This is a genomic window from uncultured Chitinophaga sp., assembly GCF_902168175.1.
In the GTDB taxonomy this organism is placed as follows: domain Bacteria; phylum Bacteroidota; class Bacteroidia; order Chitinophagales; family Chitinophagaceae; genus Chitinophaga.
Genome location: NZ_CABHOU010000108.1, coordinates 92,536 through 117,946, shown reverse-complemented (window position 1 = coordinate 117,946; position 25,411 = coordinate 92,536). Strand labels below are relative to the sequence as shown.

The 25,411-nt window shown below is 49.7% G+C and carries 8 protein-coding genes; 1 reads left to right on the top strand and 7 read right to left on the bottom strand.

The window, feature by feature from the left end; all coding sequences use genetic code 11:
- Positions 1–256 precede the first annotated feature (256 nt).
- The 4 genes from QZT80_RS26245 to QZT80_RS26230 are packed head-to-tail and all read right to left on the bottom strand — an operon-like array spanning position 257 to position 5,004.
- The gene (locus tag QZT80_RS26245; protein ID WP_295129288.1) at positions 257–1,576 is read right to left on the bottom strand and encodes a DEAD/DEAH box helicase; all 1,320 of its coding nucleotides are present in this window, start codon (positions 1,574–1,576) and stop codon (positions 257–259) included.
- Between the two features lie 57 nt (positions 1,577–1,633).
- Entirely contained in the window at positions 1,634–2,569 is a 936-nt protein-coding gene (locus tag QZT80_RS26240) for a transglutaminase family protein (RefSeq protein ID WP_295129286.1), read from the bottom strand.
- A gap of 10 nt (positions 2,570–2,579) precedes the next feature.
- Positions 2,580–3,524: an alpha-E domain-containing protein gene (locus QZT80_RS26235; RefSeq protein WP_295129284.1), complete on the bottom strand. Its 945-nt coding sequence runs from the start codon at positions 3,522–3,524 to the stop codon at positions 2,580–2,582.
- A 34-nt stretch (positions 3,525–3,558) separates the two neighbouring features.
- Positions 3,559–5,004, bottom strand: a complete 1,446-nt coding sequence (locus QZT80_RS26230) for a circularly permuted type 2 ATP-grasp protein (protein ID WP_295129282.1) — start codon at positions 5,002–5,004, stop codon at positions 3,559–3,561.
- Positions 5,005–5,272: 268 nt separating this feature from the next.
- Between QZT80_RS26230 and QZT80_RS26225 the strand changes: the two genes are divergently transcribed.
- The gene (locus QZT80_RS26225; protein WP_295129280.1) at positions 5,273–5,575 is read left to right on the top strand and encodes a hypothetical protein; all 303 of its coding nucleotides are present in this window, start codon (positions 5,273–5,275) and stop codon (positions 5,573–5,575) included.
- On the opposite strand, the gene QZT80_RS26220 is transcribed toward QZT80_RS26225, so the two are convergent.
- Genes QZT80_RS26220 through QZT80_RS26210 form a run of 3 tightly spaced genes read right to left on the bottom strand, consistent with a single transcriptional unit; the run spans position 5,572 to position 25,160 of the window.
- Positions 5,572–7,002 (bottom strand): tetratricopeptide repeat protein, encoded by a 1,431-nt coding sequence (locus QZT80_RS26220; RefSeq protein ID WP_295129278.1) that lies wholly within the window; start codon positions 7,000–7,002, stop codon positions 5,572–5,574. The two genes, QZT80_RS26225 and QZT80_RS26220, sit on opposite strands and share 4 nt — an antisense overlap.
- A 10-nt stretch (positions 7,003–7,012) precedes the next feature.
- Positions 7,013–7,942: a type IX secretion system membrane protein PorP/SprF gene (locus QZT80_RS26215; protein ID WP_295129276.1), complete on the bottom strand. Its 930-nt coding sequence runs from the start codon at positions 7,940–7,942 to the stop codon at positions 7,013–7,015.
- 4 nt (positions 7,943–7,946) lie between these two features.
- Positions 7,947–25,160, bottom strand: coding sequence for an Ig-like domain-containing protein (locus tag QZT80_RS26210; RefSeq protein ID WP_295129274.1), 17,214 nt, complete (start codon positions 25,158–25,160; stop codon positions 7,947–7,949).
- Positions 25,161–25,411: the final 251 nt, after the last annotated feature.

The following is a 25,411-nucleotide window of genomic DNA, read 5'->3' as shown; positions in this document are numbered from 1 at the left end:
TGGTCCAGTACCGTCATCAAAATGGCTGAACGCTTAGGGCTGCCTTACTAAATAAGCCTGTCAAACCGGTTGAGTTTCCTGCCAGGACTCTACAAACGCTTCGACATGTCAACCACATGCACCATCCGGGGGCTTATTACCCCAAAACGGCACAACTTTAAAGCCGCACTTTCGCACGGCCTTATCAACAGTAATATCAGGAGAAGGAGTTCAGGCTGCTTACGGGCATGGTGCCACCACAGGTCCTGCTAAAGAATTATTGGGCTTTTTTCTGGCCGCTGTTGCCATTGTTGCGGTTGCCGGAAAACTTGCGGTTACCGCCTCCACCGCTACCTCCACGGTTGCCACCACCACCGCCACGGTTACCACCGCCGCCGCCATTACCGCCACCACCACGATTACCACCGCCACCACCACGGGATGCAGGCTGATAAGCTGGCACAGGACCAAATTGCTCTGGCACCTGGGCTTTTTCCACCTCACGACCAAGCAATTGCTCTATACGGCGGAATTTGCCCTGTTCTTTGGGACTTATAAAAGTGAAGGCAGTACCTTCAGCAGCAGCGCGGGCCGTACGACCAATACGGTGTACGTAATCCTCGCCGTCGTTCGGTACATCATAGTTGATAACCAGGTCAATATCTTCGATATCAATACCGCGGCTCAGGATGTCTGTAGCCACCAGTATCTTCAATTTTTTACTGCGGAAGTCCATCAATACCTGTTCGCGGGTATCCTGCTCCAGGTCGGAGTGGATCTCTTCCACCGAAAAGCGGGCGCGTTTGAGTTCGTTGGTTAACTGTTTTACATTCTGCTTACGGGAGCAAAACACCACCACACTGTTAAAATCGCGCTGGCGTAATACATCCTTTATCAGGGGTATCTTTTGTTCCTCATATACCACAAACGCAAACTGTTTGATCTTTTCCGGCGGTTTGCTAATGGCAATGTTGATCTCAACCGGGTTGCGGAGGATCGACATAGCCAGCTTACGCATCTTGTCGGGCATGGTAGCCGAAAACAGCAGGTTCTGCCGCTCTTTGGGCAGGTAAGAGATAATCTTTACAATATCGTCATGAAAACCCATGTCCAGCATACGGTCGGCCTCGTCCAGCACCAGGTAACGCAGTTCGTCTACCTTCACATATCCCATGTTCAGGTGGGCAATCATACGGCCGGGCGTACAAATCACCATATCTACGCCCGAAGCCAGTGCTTTCTTCTCAATAGCGAAGTTAGCGCCGCCGCTGCCGCCGTAAACGGCAATGGAGCTAATATTGGTAAAATAGCTGATACCTTCCAGCGTCTGGGAAATTTGCACGGCCAGTTCGCGGGTAGGTACTATCACCATGGAGTTGATCTTATGGGGATGATGGTCCTCGCTGAGCAGTTTGTGCATAACTGGAAGCAGGAAAGCTGCAGTTTTACCGGTACCTGTTTGGGCGCAGGCCATGATGTCCCGGCCATCTACTATAGGGGGTATTACTTGTTCCTGTATGGGAGTTGCCTTGTCGTAGCGCATCGCGTCAATGCCATCAAGCAACCTGTCGTCGAAACCAAATTCTGTAAACTTCAAAATAGTCCGTATTAATTAATAACATTCTCGTTATACGGTAAAGATAACAAAAACTAGCTATTGACCGGCAAAAGCTCCTTCAAGTGGATCCTCCACCTTTTCGCGCTCCCCGGCGAGGTGTACATTGTTCAATTCCTCAAAGAACTGCCCATCCTCGTAACCAACAGACACAAAAACGGAAAGCAGCTGCCTGCCAGCGCCTTTAAAGGTGCCTTTAATCGGGCTGCAATCCTGGAAATAGCGGCCTACGGAGAGTTTTACGTGTTTATTAGTTACCCACACATTATTGGTGGGGTCTATACCTGCCCAGCCAAAACCGGGAATATAGGCTTCCACCCAGGCATGCGTGGCCCCTTCGCCCCTCATTCCGCTCTTGTTTGGACAAATATACCCGCTCACATAACGGCATGGCACCCCGATCGTCCGCAGTATATGCAGCATCAGGTGTGCAAAGTCCTGGCAAACACCGGCACGATGCACCAATATCTCATCTACCGTGGTTTCGATATTGGTAATGCCTTTAATGTATTTGAAGTTTTTGAAGATGTATTCACAACATTTCTCCACTAAAGTGGCCACTTCGTTACCGGTCGATTTGATGACCCTGGCAATGTCGTTGATCTCTGATTGCGAGGCGATCCTGTCGGGACTGGCCAGTTCCAGCAGCTGCAGGTTATGGTCCATTTCCGAAGCCAGCTCGTCCAGCCCGCTGTGGAAGTTGATTTTTAGTTGGGAAGATGCGGTGGTGCGCACCAGCAGGCGACTTTCGATGGTAAGCACTTTATGCGGCAGCAGCAGGTTAAAAATGCCTGTTTTGTTACCCCAGTAATCGGTGAACTTCAGCACATCGGGCTGGTCGGTAATTACCAGGTCGTGCTGCAGCACTTCCTGTTCCGCACACTGGAACGGGAATATGCGCACTTCGTTCATGCTTTCTTTTACCGGTTTGTCGTAGCTGTATTTTGTAACGTGATGTATCCTGAATATCGGCATGTGCTGAATTTTAAGAGTAAGAGAAAAAGTGCTGGCTAAACTGACCGATGAACGAAAGCAGGTCGGAGCGTAGCCCGTTCAGGTAAGGCTGAAGATTGTCGTTGTTCAGCGTTTCCAGGTCGGTGTAACGCACTTTGCTGTCCAGGCGGCCGAAGCAGCGCATCAGGGCTGCATTTTCCTCAGAGCGGGGATTACGTTTAAACGTTTCTTCCAGGTGCCTGTCTACACGCCCCAGCGAATAAACCATCGAATGCGGGAACTCCTCATTAAACAGTACCTGGTGCAGCACATTATAGTTGTAATTGGCCGTCCGGTATTGTTTCAGATGTGTTTCATAACCCGATAGCGGCTGTAGCAAATAACGCCAGTGCATAATATCCTGCGGATCGTCGATGCAGTAACCGATTTGCTCGTATTGTTTACGGGTGAGGGTAATTGTACTCAGCGACCGTTCAATGTATTTACCCAGGTTCATGAATATCCAGCCGCTGCCGCGCGACATGGTAATATCTGTTACGCCGGTATATTGTACGCAGTGTTTGATAAACAGTTCCAGCACTTCTACCACCTCGTAGCTTTGCAGCATTTTGTTCAGTGTTTGCTGGTTCATGAGGTGGTACATGGCATTTACTTCTTCCCACACTTCTTTGGTAATATGGTCCTGCACGCCGCGGGCATTTTCGCGGGCACGGCCTACCAGGTTACGGAGCGAGTTGGAATTATCGGGATCGGTGAGTAGTTTCTTCAGCGATGCGATGGTATCGTGTTCGATATTAGCGATCAGTTCGGGTGGCAGTGCCGTGTACATTTCGAGTACAGGCTTCCAGGTTAAGCTCCCGTTCACGTCTTTGTCGAGCGAAAGGATGTAATGTGTGGAAGCAACGCGGAGCAGGGAATCCGCCCTTTCCATATAACGATTGAGCCAGAATAACGAGTCGGCAATTCTACTAAGCATGCAATACTTTTCTTAATTTAATAAATGATCATCCTCAATCTACTACCCAGGTATCTTTACTGCCACCACCCTGCGATGAATTCACCACCAGCGATCCGGCTCTTAAAGCTACCCTAGTAAGGCCACCCGGCACAATCTGCACGCCCTGTGGGCCGCAAAGCGCGTATGGGCGTAAGTCCACGTGCCTTGGCTGGAATATACCATCGATAAAACAAGGCACGGTAGATAGTTTGATGATCGGCTGGGCGATGAAGCTGCGGGAATCTCTCTCGATTTCCACTTTCGCTTTTGCCCAATCTTCCTCTGTTACTGTATTTCCCATCACCATACCATAACCACCGCTCTGGTTGGTACGCTTTACCACCATATTTCCGATGTTACCAAATACATGCTCCCTCGCCTCAGCATCACTTAGCTGATAAGTAGGCACGTTATTGAGAATGGGCTCTTCGTTCAGGTAATATTTGATCATGGCCGGCACATAGGCGTACACCGCCTTATCATCTGCCACGCCATTACCTACTGCATTTACAATAGCCACGTTGCCTTTGCGGTAAGCGCTCATCAGGCCCGGTACGCCCAGCGCACTGTCCGAGCGAAATAGCAACGGGTCCAGGAACTCGTCATCGATACGGCGGTAGATAACATGCACCTGCTCAAGACCATTGGTGGTTTTCATATATACTTTATGATTATCCACCACCAAATCACGGCCTTCAACCAGCGAAATACCCATCTGGCGTGCCAGGAAGGTGTGTTCGTAGTAAGCTGCGTTGTAAATACCGGGCGTAAGCAACACCACGTTTGGATTAGATATCTGGGCCGGGGCCATCTGCTTAAGGATGTCGTGCAGCAGTAAAGGGTAGTTGCTCACACGACGCACTTTGTTGGATGCCAGCAGGTCGGGGAAAATACGTTTGGTCACTTCCCTGTTTTCCAGCATATAACTCACGCCCGACGGGGTGCGCAGGTTATCTTCCAATATATAAAACTTGCCGTCTTCCCCTCTGATAAGGTCGATACCGGAGATGTGTACATAAATATCGTGCGGCACTTTAATGCCAAATACTTCGCGGGTGTAGTGCGGACAGGAAGCTATCAGCGATGCCGGCACCACCCTGTCTTTTAATATCTGCTGATCGTTGTAAACGTCTTTCAGGAAGAGGTTCAGGGCCTTCAGGCGCTGGGTAATGCCTTTTTCCACATGCTCCCACTCCAAACCGGTAATAATACGGGGGATAATATCGAAAGGGAAAATGCGTTCGATACCGGCATCGTCGGCGTACACTGTAAAGGTAATACCCTGGTTCATAAAAAGTTCTCCGGCCAGGCGGTCTTTTTGCTGGAGCGCAGTAACATCCAGTTCTTTCAGGGAGGTAAAAACCTTGCTGTAATGGTCGCGGATCTGTCTTACATCCAACATCTCGTCCCAGATTCCGTTGGTACTGCTGTACTCATGTAATAAATTTTCCAGGCTCATTGTCGTTGGTTTAATGATTAAATATCCCGGCGGTAAGTGGACCGATAATATTCTGTTAATGAGATATACACTAAAAAAGAAGTCGAAAAACCAACAGAAACAAATCTACTACTAGTTAAATCAAATAAATAAACTCCAATTTTAATTAAGATAGACAAAAATCCAATCTTTTTAAAACATTAAAAATAAATATATTTAGACATAAATACGTATAACCCTGCTACTATTTGGCCCCAAAGTTGTGTTTATGGTAACAAAAAGGAACGGTATGTCAGTAATTCACCAGTTCCCTGCGCGTATTAACGATAAGTTATACCAGCTTACGGTTGAAGAAACGAGTATTGAGGGTTGGAAAGCGTATCATATCTTACACAATGATGCTGCTAAGTTGTTCGGAGACTTTATCCCTAATGACCTTACGCTTGTAGAAAAAGATACGGGAATCGAATTTGTGCCTGCCGTGGCTACGGAAGAGGGCAGGTACATTGCGCAGGAGATCTACATCGCTATTAAGGGCCAGCAAACTGGCCGTCAGTCGAATGTTCAGCCAGACGGCCCCGCACTGGGCTAACGGGCACTAATACTAATGCCGGTCGGGTACCCCGGTCCTGTGAAACGGAAGTGAAACAAATCGTCCGTTCCGCATCTGTTTGAACTAAAATACCCGGTGTACCCATCTTTATTAACCAACACCCCAAAGTCATCCTTTGAAGAATTAAGCGGATAACCCATATTTTCAGATTTGCCTGAAGGCATACTGTTTTGCAGTTTCATACAAAAGATGTCCATTCCGCCCAATCCTCCCCGTCCATCACTGGAAAAGTATAACGTGCCTTCTCTGCTGATGTAAGGGAACATCTCATTTCCCTTTGTATTGATGGATGGCCCCGCATTTTCGGGTTTGCTCCAGCCTTCGGGGGTTTTGTGGCAAAACCAGATATCGCTGCCGCCTCTGCCGCCCGGCATGTCCGATACGAAATACAGTATATCGCCTCCCGGATTTAAAGCCGGATGCCCTACCGAATAATCATGGCTGTTATAGGGAAATTCCCTAAAATCTTTCCAATCGCCATAACGGTAGATGGCAGCATAGATCTTCAGTTTATTCACGCCTTTTTTATCTTTCCCCACCTTTCCTTTAAAAATATTGTTCCTGCTTAGATAAATGCTGTCACCAACGGCGTTAAAAGTAACGGGGCCTTCATGGTATTTGGTTTCCAGCTGTTTATTAAAAGGCAGCACAGACTCCTTCGGTACGGGGGGTAAGTCCAGCGGCAATTTTGATTCAACAGCCGGGGCAGAAACCTTACGGTTATCATTCGCCGTTGGGCGGTACACGCCACGGTAACTGGAAATATCCACCGGCACTTCCGCTGGCGGAGGCACCGTTTTGATGATACTGGTATCATCTACATGGTAAAGGTTCAGAAACGGCGAGCGGTCCCACTCGAAGGTATGCTGTACTATGCGCGTACGCGGGCGGTTACTTACAAACAGCAGTCCGCCGTCGAACCAGGAAGGGCTGAATTCATCGTAACCTGTATTGATATTCAGGTAAGTGATAGTCCAGCGTGAAGAGTCGAGGAAGCGATCGAGGTGCATGTAAGTATCCAGGAAGGCTTTGGCTGTTTCATCGTCTCCATGTTTATCGAGGTATTTCTCGTACCATATGGCAGCTTTGGCGTATTGACCATTGGCTGCCAGTAGCTGTGCGTAAGGCAGTACCAGGCGAGGGTTGTCCGGGTCCATGGCAATGGACTTATCATACCAGGTCATCGCATTTTGATAATCCTTTATTTTATACAGGCAGTCGGCCAGTTTTTCAGTAATCTCCACATTGGCCGTATCCTTTTTAAGGGCCCGCAGGTAAACAGGGATAGCATTTCTATAACGAAGGGCTGCGTATTCTCTGTCGGCGTTCTTTACCTCCCGTTGTGCCTTTGTGCTGTAGCTGACGAGCACCAGCATCAGTCCTAATATTCCTGAAAAAAATCTCATAACCGGTCTTTTAAAAATACCTTGGTGAAAGAATGTCTCCCCTCTCCCATCCAAACTCGAAGCGCAGCATAATTTCATGCGTACCCTGGTTGTATTTAACCAGTTTTGATACACTATGATCGTAGGCATACCCCAACCTGAACTGCGGTCCCAGCTGCAATTCCAGCAGTCCCGATATCGCATCACCGGTACGGTAAGAAGCGCCTATCGCCACCACATCCTTAATCCACAGGTTCGCATTAATATCCGCCTCTATGGGGGCACCTTTAACTGCCTTCATCAGCAGGGATGGTTTCAGCTTGTAATCTTCATTCAGGTCGAATACATACCCTGTCATGAAAAACAAGTGCATGTAACGGTGGGCCACCACATCGGTCGTGTACAGGTATTGGTCCTTACGCAAATACGTGCGCACAATATTCGGGATTGAAAATCCTGCATAAAAGCGGCTATTATGATAATAGATGCCCGATCCGAAGCTGGGCATCAGTACATTTACGTTCTGCATAAACGCGGGGTCTCCCGCCTGGTCTATCAGGCTAACTTTTGTAAGATTAGCCCTGTAGTTGGTGAAGCCGCCCTGCAAACCAACAGCCAGCGAACTCTCGTCGTCGCCGAAGTTGATGCGGTAGGCGTAAGTAAGATAAAACCCGGTGGACTTAGTAATCCCAATCTTATCATTAAACGCCTGCAGCCCCAGCCCGATTTTCTTATCACGCGTGCCCATATCCAGCGATACCGTTTGTGTTTCCGGCGCGCCTTCCACTCCTATCCACTGCCGTCTGTACATAGCCGTGGCATTCAGCGTGCCCCGGCTGCCCGCATACCCGGGGTTAATGGCCAGGGTATTGAACATGTATTGCGTGTACATCGCATCCTGCTGCCCGTTTACGGTCATAACCAATAGCAGCAATCCTTGTAACAATAGCAGTTTTTTCATCGGATTAGCGCATTATAGTGATGTAACTAACAAATTTTTCTCCTGTAGTAAGATTGCGCAGGATGTAGTAGTAAGTACCATCCGGCACATCTTCGCCGTAACGAATGCCTGTATTACACTTGCCATTCCAGTTGTTCTGGTAAGCGTCACTGCGGTACACCACGTTACCCCAACGGTTGTAAACCTCCAGCGCAATCCTGTCTGTACCCGCATTACCGATCACGAAGAAATCATTCTTTCCGTCCCCGTTCGGCGAGAAGCCTTCCGGTATGCGTAGTTTGATTTCTATCAGTCCAATCGGCGTCACGTCGTTTTCTGAAGGCAGACCATCATTGTTCGTATCCGGGTTCAGGCCAACTGTAGACAAATCGCTTACCGTGCCGCCCACCGGTGTTGCACCTGTAACCGTAGCCTTGTTATTGAAGGTGCCGAATGTTTTGTTCGGGAACACCTGCAGGGTAAGGCGTAGGGTATCAGTTACGCCTGCGGCCAGCGTACTTGTAGTATTCAGCAATTCGATATTACCGCGGCCATTGAACTGCTGGTTAGCCACCAACGTGCCCATTCCCGTAACTGACACCACCCTGGCTTCCATTGGTGATGGGAAGGTGGTTGTAAGATCGTCGGTAAGCGAGATGTTGGTAAGTGCGTTGTTACCCATATTACGCAGCACAAAGGTGTAGGTGAACTGGTAAGAACCGTCTTGCAGCAATATTGGTTCAGACGCCGCTTTGGCTACACCAATCGATGATCTTGGGACATCCGCGATCACTACGAAAATTGCCGCCGTGTCGCAAAGCGCCGGTGTTCCGTTATCACATACTTTGTAATAAGCGGTATCCATTCCATAATAACCGGTATTCGCGGTATAGGTAACCGAGCCGTTGGCGTTGATCACCAGCGTACCGTTACGCGGACCTTGTACCAGACTTGTGGTAAGACCAGTATTACTGTTTGGATCACGGTCGTTGGTAAGCACATTACCCGATACAGGCGATGAGCCGGTAACGCGGAGCGTATCATCGTTTGACACAGGCGGCAGGTTAGGCGTTACCACGAAAGTAATGCGGCCCGTATCGCAAAGCGATGGCGTACCGTTGTCACATACTTTGTAGTCGGCTCCGTCTGTACCTGCAAAACCTGCGTTTGGTGTATAAGTAAACACCCCGTTGGCACCTAAGGTAATCGTACCATTCGCAGGCTGGCCAATCAGGGTAGCCGTCAGTGTATTACCATCTGGGTCGCTGTCATTGGCTAAGGCGTTAACTGTCACCGGCTGCGGACTGTTAGTGCGCACCGTATCGTCCGTTGCGAGTGGTGCCCGGTTACCCTGCCCAACGATAAATACTACCCTTGCCGTGTCGCAAAGCGGAGGCGTACCGTTATCACACACACTGTACTCGATGAATTCAGTACCCACAAATCCGGCTGCCGGCGTGTAAGTGAAGCTGCCGTTGCCATTAAGTGTTATAGTACCATTCGCAGGTGCAGTGATCATAGTCGCCGTCAGCGTCCCTCCATCAGGATCTATATCGTTCGTCAGTACATTACCAGTTACAGGAGTGAGCGTATTCGTAAGCACCGTATCGTTATTAGCCACTGGAGCGCGGTTGCCCTGGTTTACGGCGAAGAATATCCTGGCCGTATCACAAAGTGACGGTGTACCATTGTCGCACAGCCTGTAGTCGGCAAAGTCGGTTCCTGTGAAGCCGGGATCTGCAATGTACGTGAAGCTGCCATCGGCATTCAGTTCCATCGTACCGTTAGCCGGAGCCGTCAATATGGCTGGCGTAAGTACGCCGTTTTCCGGATCGCGGTCGTTCGTTAACACATTACCACTGGCAGGCTGCGTATTATTGATGATCACGGTATCGTTTATCGCTATTGGCGGAAGGTTACCCTGTGTCACCACAAATACCACGCGGGCGGTATCACAAAGCGATGGCGTACCGTTATCACAAACCTGGTAAACCAGTATATCTGTTCCGGTGAAGCTGCCGTTAGCCGTGTAAGTGAGACCTCCATCGGCATTTAACACCACTGTACCATTGGCCGGTGCAGTTACCAGTGAAGCAGTCAGCGTATTACCATCAGGATCATTGTCATTACCCAGCACATTGATAGTCGCAGGTTGCAGATTATTCACCCTCACCGTGTCATCCACCGCTATTGGTGCCCGGCTAACCTGCCCGACATTAATCAACACCTTCGCTGTGTCGCAGCGGGATGGTAAACCATTGTCACAAAGCTGGTAGTAAAGGCTATCGCGGCCCGTAAATCCAGTTGCAGGCGTATAGGTAAAGCTGCCATCCGGCAATGCTGACACTGTGCCATTCGCTGGTTGTACAATTATCAATACAGATAATGTGTTGTTATCAGGATCACGATCATTGGCCATTAAGTTTGCGTTTACCGGAGCAGACGCTATTGTATTAAGCGTGTCATCCACAGCCACAGGCGCCAGGTTACCCGGGCCTACAGTAATAAATACCCAGGCCGTATCACAGCGCGATGGCGTACCATTATCACATACCTTGTACTGTGCGCTATCCAGACCGGTGAAGCCTGCATCCGGCATATAGGTGGCACTGCCGAAGCCATTGATCACTATCTGTCCGTGTTTCGGAGCCTGGAGAACAGTTGCATTCAAAACTGTATTTCCATTAGGATCACTGTCATTAGCGAAAAGATCGCCTGTTACCATCTGCTGTTCGAGCGTCCGCAGCGTATCGTTATTTGCAACTGGGGGCTGATTAGGCACAACGAATACAATACTGGCCGTATCACAAAGAGCTGGCGTAGCATTATCGCAAACCTGGTAGCGCAGCACATGCACACCTGTGAACGTCGCATCCGGCGTATATGTATAGCTGCCGTTGCCATTTGCCTGCAGCGAGCCATTTGCCAGAGTGCCCAGGATCGTCACCGTAAGCGGATCACCATTCGGATCATTGTCGTTCGTCAGAATACTAAACATGACAGGTTGAGGTACGATCACGTTTACCGTATCGTTTACAGCAAGCGGTGCCTGATTCCGGATCGTCAACAGTACTCTTGCTGTATCACAAAGATTACCGGTATCGCACACTTTGTACACAATGCTATCCGCTCCTTTGTAGGCCACATCAGGTGTATAGGTAAAGCTGCCATCAGCGTTCAGTACAACTGTGCCATGTAACGGTGCCGTTACTAACGACGCTGAAAGGTTATCCCCGTCAGGGTCTGTATCATTATCTGTTACATTACCATTAGTTACAGTTCCTCCAGCAATAGTGAGCGAATCGTTCACCGCTACCGGCCCATCATTAACACCGGCAATAGTAAACCTCAATACAGCAGTATCGCAAAGCCCGTCCGTATTACAAGCCTGGTAGCTGATACTGTCGAGTCCATTGTAATTCGCATCAGGGGTATAGGTAAAGCTGCCGTCGGCATTCAGCACAACCGTACCATTTACAGGCGCTGTTACCAAAGATGCCGTCAGCGCATCGCCATCGGGATCGCTGTCATTGGTCAACACGTTACCTGTAGCAGGAGTATCTTCCGTCACAGCAACAACATCGTCAACAGCTACTGGCTTGTCATTTACAGCAGATACCGTAAATCTTACAACACCTGTATCACAAAGGCCTGCATCACAAACCTGGTACACAAGACTATCTGCCGCATTATAGTTAGCGTTAGGCGTATAAGTAAAGCTGCCGTCAGCATTCAGCACAACCGTACCATTTACAGGTGTAGTTACCAAAGATGCGGTCAACGCATCGCCTTCCACATCCGTATCATTAGTCAATACATTGCCTGTAGCAGGAGTATCTTCCGTCACAGCAACAGCATCATCAACAGCCACCGGGCTGTCATTTATGGCAGATACCGTAAATCTTACAACACCTGTATCACAAAGACCTGCATCACAAACCTGGTAAACAAGACTATCTGCCCCATTATAGTTAGCATTAGGCGTATAAGTAAAGCTGCCGTCGGCGTTCAGCACTACCGTACCATTTACAGGCGCGGTTACCAAAGATGCAGTCAACGCATCCCCTTCCACATCCGTATCATTAGTCAATACATTGCCCGTAGCAGGAGTATCTTCCGTCGCAGCAACAACATCGTCAACAGCCACCGGTCTGTCATTCACGGCAGATACCGTAAATCTTACAACACCTGTATCACAAAGGCCTGCATCACAAACCTGGTAAACAAGACTATCTGCCCCATTGTAGTTAGCATTAGGCGTATAAGTAAAGCTGCCGTCAGCATTCAACACAACCGTACCATTTACAGGTGCAGTCACCAAAGATGCGGTCAACGCATCGCCTTCCACATCCGTATCATTAGTCAATACATTGCCTGTAGCAGGAGTATCTTCCGTTACAGCAAAAGCATCATCAACAGCCACTGGCCTATCATTCACGGCAGATACCGTAAATCTTACAACACCTGTATCACAAAGACCTGCATCACAAACCTGGTAAACAAGACTATCTGCCCCATTATAGTTAGCATTAGGCGTGTAAGTAAAGCTGCCGTCGGCATTGAGTACCACCGTACCATTTACAGGTGCGGTTACCAAAGATGCAGTTAACGCATCCCCTTCCACATCTGTATCATTAGTCAATACATTGCCTGTAGCAGGAGTATCTTCTGTCACAGCAACAACATCGTCAACGGCTACTGGCCTGTCATTCACGGCAGATACCGTAAATCTCACAACACCTGTATCACAAAGGCCTGCATCACAAACCTGGTAAACAAGACTATCCGCCCCATTGTAGTTAGCATTAGGCGTATAAGTAAAGCTGCCGTCGGAATTGAGCACAACCGTACCATTTACAGGCGCTGTCACCAAAGATGCAGTTAACGCATCGCCTTCCACATCCGTATCATTAGTCAACACGTTACCTGTAGCAGGAGTATCCTCCGTCACAGCAACGGCATCGTCAACGGCCACTGGCCTGTCATTCACGGCAGACACAGTAAACCTTACTACCGCCGTATCACAGAGCGAAGGCGTTCCATTATCACAAACCTGGTAAACAAGACTATCTGCCCCATTATAGTTAGCATTAGGCGTGTAAGTAAAGCTGCCGTCGGCATTCAGCACCACCGTACCATTTACAGGTGCGGTCACCAAAGATGCGGTCAACGCATCCCCTTCCACATCCGTATCATTAGTCAATACGTTACCTGTAGCAGGAGTATCCTCCGTCACAGCAACAGCATCGTCAACGGCCACTGGCCTGTCATTCACGGCAGACACAGTAAACCTTACTACCGCCGTATCGCAGAGCGAGGGCGTTCCATTATCACAAACCTGGTAAACAAGACTATCTGCCCCATTGTAGTTAGCATTAGGCGTATAAGTAAAGCTGCCGTCGGCATTGAGTACCACTGTACCATTTACAGGTGCGGTTACCAAAGATGCAGTCAACGCATCGCCATCGGGATCGCTGTCATTGGTCAATACGTTACCGGTGGCCGGGGTGTCTTCTACCAGGTTCAGCGTATCGTCCACGGCTACTGGCTGGTCATTAACCGGTGCTACTGTAAATATTACTACGGCGGTGTCGCAAAGCACAGGGACTCCGTTGTCGCAAATCCCGTATACAAGGCTGTCCAAACCGTTGTAATTGGCGTTTGGCGTATAGGTAAAGCTGCCGTCGGCGTTGAATACCAGTGTACCGTTGATAGTTCCGGTCAGCAGGGTTGCTGTGAAGGCATCGCCATCGGGATCACTGTCGTTAGTTAGTGCATTGCCGGTAGCAGGTGTATCTTCTGTTACACTCACATTGTCGTTTGCGGCTATCGGCTGGTCGTTCACGTTTTGCACGTTGAAGGTGACAACAGCGGTATCACAAAGTCCGCCCGGATCGCAAACCATATACGTGATGGCATCTATCCCTATAAAAGTGGAATTGGGAGAATAGGTGAAGGTGCCGTTTGCATTGAAATTGATGTTGCCATTGGCCGGAGGAGTGATCATAGTGGCGGTCAGCGGATCGTTATCAGGGTCGCTGTCGTTGGTTAACATGTTATCGCTGACTGTTGTACGCTCATCCAGCGTATAAACGTTATCTGCGGCAATTGGTGCATCATTCACGGAATTGACGGTTATAAGTACTGTACCGGTATCGCGCAGGCCTGCGGCATCGTATACCACGTACAGGAAGGTATCTACTCCATTATAGTTACGATCGGGCGTATAAAGGAATGAATTATTACTGTTCACCTGCAATATACCGTGCGAAGGATTACGCAAAATGGTCACATTCAACAGGTCATTGTCGTCCACATCGGTATCATTGGCCAGCACACCGGGACCCGGCACACTGAGTGCAATATCCTCATCTGTTGCGTAGGCATCATCCACGGCTACCGGCGTGTCGTTGCGTGGCACTATGATCAAACGGATAAGACCGGTGTCACAAAGTCCTCCCGGATCGCATACTTCGTACTGAATACTATCTACGCCATTGAAGTTCGGGAGCGGACTGTAAGTATAGGTACCATCAGGATTGGCAGTAAAGGTACCTTTGGTGAGGGAACCGAACGGATGCCCTGTCAATACATCCCCATCCACATCAATATCATTGATCAGCACCACGCTCGGCGGGAAGGTGATTACGGTATCTTCTGCACGGGTAAACAGATCGTCTACCGCAACAGGCCTGTCGTTAACAGGGGTTATGGTAATATAGATTTTCGCGGTGTCGCAAAGACCGTTTGCTTTACAGAGGCGGTACACGGCACTATCGGCGCCATTGTAGTTGAGGGCCGGACGATAAACGAGATTACCACCACCATCAAGCGTCAGCTGACCATGAAGCGGGTCCGTTACGATACTGGCAGTAAGTACGTCGCCATCCATATTGACATCGTTAGCCAGGATACCGGGAGCTGGTACATTCAGTACGATGTCCTCAGCTGTGGCAAGGGAGTCGCTGTTGGCAACAGGCGTATCGTCTACAGCAGTAATATTCAGTGTAACAGTGATAGGCACACAGGATTGCGGAGTGCCGTTGTCGCATACGTTCACCGTAAAGGCATCCTGACCATTATAGTTGTCATCCGGTGTATATGTGAAACTGCCATCTGCATTCAAGGTAAGGGTACCATGTAAAGGTGCATCTATAAGCGTGGCAGTGAGCGCATCGCCGTCCGGATCGCTGCTGTTCACCATTACACCGGGAGCTGCAATCGTGAGCGGCGTATCTTCCGCAGCAGTGTAAGTAACGCCCGACACTACCGGAAGATCGTTCACAGGCGTGACAACAAAGTATATATATGCCGTATCGCAGGCACCCTGTATATCGCAGAGTGAATAGACAAGGCTATCCCGCCCATTATAGTTTCGATCAGGCACATAGGTGAAACCACCGTCGGCATTAAGAGAAATTGTGCCATGCAGCGGAGCAGTTACGATAGTGGCTACGATATCCTCCCCATCCGGGTCTTTATCATCCCCTATTATACCAGGAGCACTTTCACTTAACGGTGTATCTTCGGTTACCGTATAGGTAACCGGGTTAGCTACCGGCGCATCATTAACCGGGGTAATGGTCAGTTTGATCAGACCTGTATCACACAATCCGCCCGGATCGCAGACTACATAATAAATACTATCTATCCCGTTAAAATCTTTCAGCGGTGCGTACGTATAAGTACCATCCGGATTGGTGGTAAAGGTACCTTTAGTCAGATTTCCCAGCGGATAACCTGTCAGCACGTCCCCATCCACATCAATATCATTCACCAGTATCACAGATGCCGGGAAGGTAATCACGGTATCCTCGGAGCGGGTAAATGCATCGTCTACTGCTATCGGGGCATCGTTCACCGGCGCTACATTGATTTTCACTATGGCCGTATCGCATACGCCGGCTACGTCGCAGGCACGGTAGGTGAAGGAATCTACCCCGTTGAAGTTTAAATTCGGTCGAAACGCAAACGAGCCATTGGTATTTAAGGTAAGCGCACCATTGCTGGTATTCACAATAACTGACGTCAGCGCTTCTCCATCAGGGTCAGTATCATTTTTGAGTACACCATTGGCTGCATCCATATTCAGCAAACCGTCCTCGTCCATCGAATAAACGTCGCCAAGCGCTACAGGTGCGTCGTTCCTCGATTGTATGATCAGTACGATATGGCCTGTATCACAAAGCGAAGGATTGCCATTATCGCATACAACGTAATCGATATAGTCGGTACCATTAAAGTTCGGCGCAGGTGTATAGGTATATGTTCCATCCGGGTTGGCCACGAAGGAGCCATTACTGAGCGAACCTATCGGGTAACCGGAAAGTAGATCTCCATCCACATCTACATCATTGATCAACACCACAGCGGGCGGAAAGGTGACTACGGTATCTTCCGCACGATAGAAGGTATCTGTTACTGCTACAGGCGCATCGTTCACTGGCAATACGGTAATATAGGCCCGGCCCGGCGCACAGGCATTACTAACATCGCAAACCCTGTAAGTAAAACTGTCGATGCCGTTAAAATTAAGCCTTGGCGTGTAGGTAAAGGTGCCATCCAGGTTCAGGCTCAGCTGACCCAATGGTGGAACTGTTACGACTGCCACTGTCGGCTCGCCATCTTTATCAGCGTCATTGCTAAGCACACCGGTATTTTGTACTACCAGCGTATTGTCTTCATTTACAGTATAGTTTTCATTCTCTACTACCGGCACGTCGTTCACCGGCGTTACAGTGATGTTTAACCTCCCGGTATCACAAAGTGATGGTGTTCCGTTATCGCAGACACTATACACCAGCTGATCTGTACCATTGAAGTCCGCATTAGGGGTGTAAGTATAAGTGCCATTGGGATTTAGGGTGATGGTGCCGAACGTAGGTGGTGTTACCACAGCGTAAGCAAGCGTATTACCTTCAATATCTGTATCGCCGGTAATGGTGGCACTAAGTGGTGTATCCTCGGCAGTCGTAGCGCTGCTAACACCAGCTACAGGCACATCGTTCACAGACCTCACCGTAATCGTTACCAAACCGACATCGCAAAGATTACCTGCATCGCACACATTATAGGTAAACTGGTCGGTGCCATTAAAGTCAGCATTGGGAATATAGGTAAATGAGCCATCGGCATTGAGTGTAACCGTACCATTAGCAGGCGGTGTTGCGAGCGATGCTGAAACCGTCACGTTATCAGGATCGGTATCGTTGGCAAGCACCCCTATAGAAGCTGGAATGTTCAGGATACTATCTTCTCCTACTGCGTATTCCGGACGACTATCGTCTACTGCCACCGGCGGATCGTTCTCCTCACCCACATTGATAATGATGTTGGCCGTATCACAGGCACCATTAGATTCGCATACACGGTATTCCACCGTAACCGTACCATTATAATCCAGCGCTGGCGTGAACGTAAAGCCTCCGTTGGTGCCGAATGCCGTAAATGTTCCCTGGGCAGGCGATACAGCGCCTATCAGGGTGGCGGTGAGGGCATCCCCCTCTTTGTCAATATCGTTTTGTAAAACGCCGGGAGCCGCTATCACCAGCACCACATCTTCGTCTGTATTGTATTCGTCATCACGCGCCTGTACCGTATCGTTCACCGGTGTAATATTGAGTACCACTGTTCCGATGGCGCAGGCACCGCCTGGGTCGCATATGTTGTATTTAAAGCTATCAACCCCGTTTACATCAGCATTAGGGATGTAAATGAAACTGCCGTTGGCATTGAGTGTAAGTTCTCCTTTAGTCGGCTGCGTATTCACAGACACGGTCAGTGAGTCTGCATCCACATCGGTATCGTTTGCTATTACACCGGGAGCAGCTATGTTAAGCGGCGTATCTTCCAATAGGGTGTAACTGTCGTTCACTGCCACAGGCACATCGTTCCCCGGACTAACGACTATCCTCACCTTGCCCGGCGTACAGTTACCAGAGGCATCGCAGGCGCGGTAGCTGAAACTATCAAGACCATTGAAGTTAGGATCAGGCGTATAAGTAAATCCACCATCGGCTGCCACTACTACTGTACCGTGTGTTGCCTGTGTAAGCAGCAAGGCCGTCATTGTTTCTCCATCTGCCTCAAAATCATTTAATAACACACCACTGGCCGGAACGGTTAATACTGCATCTTCTTCTGCAGTATAGTTATCATCACGTATTACCGGCGCATCGTTTACGGCGGTTACCGTAATCGTTACGGTAGCGGTATCGCAAAGTGAAGGAGCACCGTTATCGCAAACCCGGTACACGAAACGATCGGTACCATTGAAGTTCGCATTGGGCGTGTATACAAAGTTCCCAGCGCCATTTACGCTGAGCGTACCATTGGCCGGCTGGGCGTAAATACTAACAGTGAGCGTTTGACCCACATCCGCATCTGTATCGTTGGCCAGCAGGCTTTGTGGTGTGATGGTCAGTGGCACATCCTCATTGGTGGCCAGATTGTCGTCGCCTGCTATCGGTGCATCTGCCTCTGGTGTTACGGTAAGTACAACAATGGCGGTATCGCAAAGCGAAGGTGTTCCGTTGTCGCAGGCACGGTAAATAAAGGTATCGAGGCCGTTGTAGTTGGCATTAGGGGTATAAGTAAAGCTGCCGTTTGTATTCAACGCTAGCGTGCCATACAGCGGCAAACGCACTACGCTGGCTGTCATAGGGTCATTATCGATATCCACATCATTGAACAGTACACCGGGCGTGGCGATAGTCAGCACCCTATCCTCTCCTACGGTATAGGCATCGTCGCCCGATAATGGAGCATCATTGGCGGCCGTTACGGTAAGGTTCACCGTACCGGTTACGCAGGCGCCTGAAGCATCGCAGACCTGGTAAGTAAATACGTCAGGACCATTATAGTTCGAAGCCGGTGTATATACGAAGCTGCCATTGCCGTTAATCACGATCGTACCCTGCTGTGGTGCGGTGAGCAGACTGGCATTCAGTACATCACCATCGGCATCTGTATCGTTTGCCAGCAAACCAGGAGCCGCTATGGTAAGTGGTATATCCTCTGTTACGGTGTAGGTGTCGTTAGCGGCCACTGGCACGTCGTTCACTGCTGTTACGGTGATGGTAGCGGTATTGGTATCGCAAAGCGCTCCACCGTCGCACACGCGGTAAACAAAACTGGTAACACCGTTGTAGTTGGCATTCGGTACAAAGCTGAGACTGCCGTTCGCATTTAAGGTAAGTGTTCCATTGGCCGCCGTGCTAACCAGGCTCACCGTCAGCGCATCACCGTCTACGTCCCTGTCGTTAAACATCACACCCGGCGCGGCTACCGTCAGGGTATTATCCTCACTGGTCGTATAGCTGTCCGGTGCCGAAAGCGGCCGATCGTTTACGGCGGTCACTGTAATATTCGCGGTGGCTGTATCGCAGGCTCCGCCGTTATCGCATACACGGTAGATAAACAGATCGGTACCGTTATAGTTAGCCGCAGGAACATACCTGAAACTACCGTCGGCATTCAGGGTAAGCGTACCATTCAGCGGACCGGTAATTACGGAGGCCGTCAGAACATTGCCATCGGGATCGGTATCGTTGACCAATACTCCGGCTGCAGTCACGTTCAGCGTGCCGTCTTCAGCCATGGTATAAGTATCGTCAGTGGCGACAGGTACATCGTTCACCGGATTTACCGTGAGGGTAACCAGACCTGTATCGCATAACTGCGGTGTACCATTATCACAAACACGGTAGCTGAACTGGTCGGTACCGTTATAGTTGGAATTAGGCACGTAGGTGAAGCTACCATTGGCATTTAATGTAAGTGTACCATGCAGCGGCGCTACCGCAACGGTTACAGTAAGGGCATTACCGTCGATATCTGTATCATTACTCAACACACCGGGTGCTGCAATCGTTAAGGTAACGTCCTCATTTAAGGTGTAACTGTCGTCTATGCCTACCGGCGCGTCGTTTACGGCTGTAACGGTAATGTTGACCGTACCAACCCTGCATGCACCAGCCCCATCGCAGGCGCGGTAGGTGTAGCTGTCGGCCCCATTATAGTTAGCGGCGGGCGTGTATACAAAACTGCCGTTCGCATTAAAGGTAAGCGTACCACGAGCTGGCTGCGTTACCACGGTAGCGGTTAACGCATCGCCATCCGGATCAACATCGTTGCCCAGTACACCGGGCGCTCCCACACTAAGTGCCACGTCTTCAGCGGTGGTATAAGTATCGTTCGTAATAATTACCGTATCGTTTACCGGGCTAACTGTAATAGTTACCAGGCCCGTATCGCACAATTGCGGCGTTCCATTGTCGCACAGGCGGTAAGTAAAGTTATCGATGCCATTGTAGTTGGCAGCCGGAGTATACACAAAATTACCTGCAGCGTTAAGGGTAACAGTACCATGAGCCGGCGCGGTAATTATTGTGGCTGTCAGTACATCATTATCCGGATCGGAATCGTTGGTGATCACACCTGCGCCGCCTACCGTGAGCGCCACGTCTTCATTGGTATTGTACGCATCGTCTACTGCGAGCGGTTTATCGTTTACCGCGGTAATATTGATGGTAACGGTCGCGGATGAGCAGGCACCACTCGCATCGCAGGCGTTGTAGGTAAAGCTGTCGGGACCATTCGCATTGGCATTGGGTGTATATACGAACGAGCCATTGCTGTTAAGTGTAAGTGTTCCTTTTGCGGGGGCCGTAATTACTGTTGCCGATAACTGATCTCCATCGGCATCTGTATCGTTGCCTAACACGCCAGCCGCTGCTACGGTCAGCACGTTATCTTCCAATACGGTGTAAGTATCTGCATTGGCAACGGGCACATCGTTCACATTACCAATATCTATCGTTACCGTACCCGTATCGCAGGTGTTGGAGGCATCACACACTTTGTAGCTAAATACGTCCTGGCCAACATAACCGGCCCTTGGTGTATAGGTAAGTGAACCGTCTGAGTTGATAACAAGCGTACCGTTTGCAGGGAAAGTCACTACGCTGGCCGACAACTGCTCTCCATCGGGATCTACATCATTGGCGAGCAGGCCGGGAGGAGGAAGATTCAGTACCTGGTCCTGCAGGTCGTTAATTTTATCATCTCCTGCTACCGGTACATCATTTACAGGTGTTACTGTGATGGTTACGGTCGCGGTGTTGGAAACGGTATTGAGATTATCTTTTATGGTGTAACTGAAATTATCGCTGCCATTATAATTTGGTGCGGGCACATATGTAACGGTGTTATTGCTGTTCACCGTAAGTGTACCATATGTTGGCTGGGTAACGATAACTACACTACCTGCCAGCAGCGTACCATCTGCATCATTGTCGTTCGCGGCTACGTTAATCGCCACCTGTGTATCTTCATTGGTGGTAGCTACATCATTCTGGGCCACAGGCGCGGCGTTACGGATAATCGTCACATCGTCGGCCGAAGCCGCACAGGGTGAATTACTGATAGTCCAACGGAATACATACGTACCTGCAGCCAAACCGCTAACGCTGGTACCTGGTAATGAAGGGTTTTGAATATTAGCGGTATTAGGGCCTGATACTTGCGTCCAGGAACCGGTTCCGACTGTTGGCGTGTTACCGGCAAGTGTAACGGAAGTTGCGTTCAGCGGCCCCTGGTCCGGACCCGCATTAGCTGTAGTAGGCGCCGCGGTAACAGATATTTGTATAATATTACTGGCTACTTCGCCACAGGCAGCTGAACTAACGATCCTCCTGTAAATAGTGGCCTGTGTAAGGGCGCCGGGCGTATAATTCTGTGTTGTAGCAGTACCGCTGGCAGTAACAAAACCAGCAGCGCCGGTGGTGCTGCTTTCCCAACGGTACGTGTAAGTTCCGCTGCCACCTGTTGGCAACGTGCCGCTAAGCGCGGCAGGCGTACTGCCCGAACAGATGGTCTGGTTAACTGCGACGCTATTATTGCTGATAGCTGGATTGATGGTCACTGTAAGTACATTACTAATCCCTTCTGCACAGGCGTCTGAACGAACGATCCGCCGGAAGTAAGTAGTCACCGATAAGGAAGGCGCGTCGTAGGTGGCGGCAGTTGCCCCGCTTATGTCGGCAAATCCGCTACTGGCACTTGTAACAGAACTCTGCCACTGATAACTGTAAACGCCGTTACCGCCAGTGGGGGCCGTAGTTTGGGTAAAAACGGCAGGATCACCGCTGGCACAGAACGACTGTGAAGCCGCTACTGCTCCCGGGGTAAGCCCTGGCGTTACTACTACGGTAATAACCGCACTGGTAGCATCACTACAACCAACGGAACTCACCACCCGGCGATAATAACTCGTTACAGAAATAACCGGGGCATCATAAGTAGCCGCCGTAGCGCCACTGATATCGGCAAAACCAGCGGAACTGCTGGTGGTGGAAACCTGCCACTGGTAAGTATAGGTGCCATTCCCTCCTGTTGGTGCGGATGTTTGCGTAAATGCAGCAGGGTCGCCGCTTATACAGAACGTTTGATTGCTGCCCACCGAACCTGCTGTGAGCGCGGGGTTAACGGTAATGGTAATGGTATTGCTGATGCTGGCCGATGTACAGGTGCCGGAAGTAACCAAACGCCGGTAGTACACAGTTACACCAACCGATACCGGGTCATATGCTTGTGCAGTAGCTCCACTCAGGTTGCTCCAGTTGCTGTTATCAAGACTGCTTTGCCATTGGTAAGAGTAAGCACCGTTACCTCCTGTTGGTACGGTACCCGTAATAATATCTGCATTACCGCTACCACAAAATACCGTAGTGGCAGGCGCTGTAACTGTATTATTGGCCAGTGCTGGCTGTATGGTGATCGTTACGGCATTACTGTTCAATGGCGTACTGCAGCCGCCAGAAGTTACCTGCCTGCGATAAAACGTTGTAACTGTAGCACCCGGTGGATCGTAAGTGGCACCGGTAGCGCCGGAGATATTCGTGTAGGTAATGTTATCGGTGGAGCTTTGCCATTGATAGGTATATGTTCCCGTGCCTCCGGTAGGTGTACTGCCGGTAATAACAGCCGCATCGCCGGACCCGCAAAAGGTAATGGTGGCAGGCGCGGTGATGGAGTTGCCCGCAAGCGCCGGTAACACCGTCACCAGTATTTCATCTGTACTAACGGCACAAATGCCACTACTGATAGTCCACCGGAAATTGTAGGTACCGGTAGCGAGGTTACTAACAGTTGTATTAAACGTGCCGGCACTGGCGAATGTAGCGGTTGTAGGGCCGCTAACCTGCGTCCATACCCCTGTGCCCGTTGTTGGATTATTACCTGCCAGCGTGGTACTTGTCAGGGCACACAACGACTGGTCGGGCCCGGCGTTGGAGGTACTGGGTACAGGACTCACCACCAGGGAAGATATTTTTATATTGTTACAACCTACACCCGAAGGCGCGCTATCGCACTCGCCCTGCGGATCAGTAGGGGCCGCAGCATCAGGGTTAGTCGCATCCGGATCGGTGTAATCTGCTGCGCGCATAATGCTGGCTGTTACAGGCAACGTGCCCCCTGAAGGAAATGACGATACGGTACCTGTTACGGTAAACGTAACTGTACCACCGTTGTTCATTGTCATCGTTGCGTCGAGCTGGGTAGCGGTGGTAGATGATGCGGTGATAGTGGTACCAGAGGTTGACGGTGTTCCAAAACTAATATTGGTAAGGGATGCAGGAAATGTAAGCCTGCCCTGCGCACCGGTAATAGCGGCAGGACCGTTATTACGCATCAGTATGGTGTAGGTTACCGTTTGCCCAACGCATAATGCACTTGTGCTCGGCGTAATACTCACCGTTTCAAGGTCCGATTCCTGTATAACGATAGTAGCCGTATTAGTTAACGCCGAACTCTGTACGTACGCCCATGTGTCGAGTAATACTTCATTACCGAAGTCTGTACCGCTGTAGGAAGTGGAGCCCCATTTATGGCCATTAACAGCGCTGCTAATGCCGTCGATACCTGTTTTAATCGGGTTCGAAGGCGTGGTACCGGCCGTGCTGATGCCGCTATCGTCCCAGTTCACGATATTTCCGGCATTATCACCATTCGTTCGGGTAATGATTATACCGTTCACGTTATTCTCCACATCAATAAATGGAAAGTGTACTTCGCCTCCGAACAGTATTACGCGAACGTTTACACTGGCTGTACCCGAGGTGGTGGTCACTTTTGCCCCTGTGCCGTCCAGGCCGTCCCAGAATACACTGTTAACACCTGCAGACGCTGTACCGGTAAGCCTGCGGTCTACCGCGTCGGAATAAACACCGTTCCTGTTCACGTCTACATCCAACGCATAATTGGAGCCTACATTGGCCGTAAACCCGAAATAACCGCCAGCCGGATTCGTACCGGCCGTATTAGCAGTACCCTCCGCCCCTGTAAACGTGTAGGCGCTTGCAACAGGCGTGGTAGGCGTCGTTACAAGCCAGGTAGTACCCGAAGGAGTGGGCGCGGATGCTGGAAGATCCGCGGCAGGTGTGTTATAGAATATCTTATGCGTTATGTTCGTAGCATCATCTGTGCTACGGGGATCTTTTAAGTTAACAAGCGCAAGATCGTCAATGCTTTTGTAAGAAGGCGCACCGGTAGAAGTTCTGGAACCTTTATTATTCACGAAGAACGAAAAACCGAAACCGGCCTGACCATTATTATTTACAGTATAACGATATCCATCTTTGGTAAGGATATAAAATAGTGCATTGAACGGTTGATTAGCAGCGCCAAGGTTACCGGTAAACACGTCCGCATAAGTACGCCCCGTCACTACATTACCATCGGTACCGCGCACTGTTACGTCCCATGCAGCAACATATGCAGAGGAAGGCTGCGTCCAACTGCCGCTGGCGGAAATAGGGGGCGGATTAGCGGCATTACTTTGGTTGGGTGAAATGAAATCGATCTCCCATATACCCGCCTGTGCCGCAGTAACAGTATAAGTTATCGCATTGTATCCCGACAGGTTCAGCAATCCGATCGGACCATTAATTTCCTGTGTACGATTGGCGATTCTCCCCGTAGCACCGCGGTTAGCGGTATTAACGGTGGTACCGTTAGGCATCCTGATGACCATATAACCATTACCGATACCCTGGGCACTGGAGCCCAGGTAAACGGTTTCGCCTGCTTTTACAAATACATTTACGGTACCTAATGTCGGGAAAGGATTTGTTGTAGAAACAGTTGTAGTACTAAGCATGTACGCCCGGCCGCCACCGTGGGCGTTCAGTTCTTTACTACCCTCTGCACGCAATTGCCTGCATGGAAAAGTAGCCAACGTGAATAAAAAAAGTAGAGGCAATAAAAGTCCCTCCAATTTACATGCTTTGTAAAATTGAGCCATTACGTCAGGAATATGGTTATAAATCGGTCTTACTATTTGGTTTCCCTTATCCGTTCAATTAGCTAAGCTTTTAGTGGGGGCTTCGGTTGTAGAATGCTCCAGGTTATGCTTTGAGGATTAAGGTCATTCAGTTTTTAGATTGTTATTCTCTCTTGTTTCTGTATCTGTGAAATTATTTCGGTTAA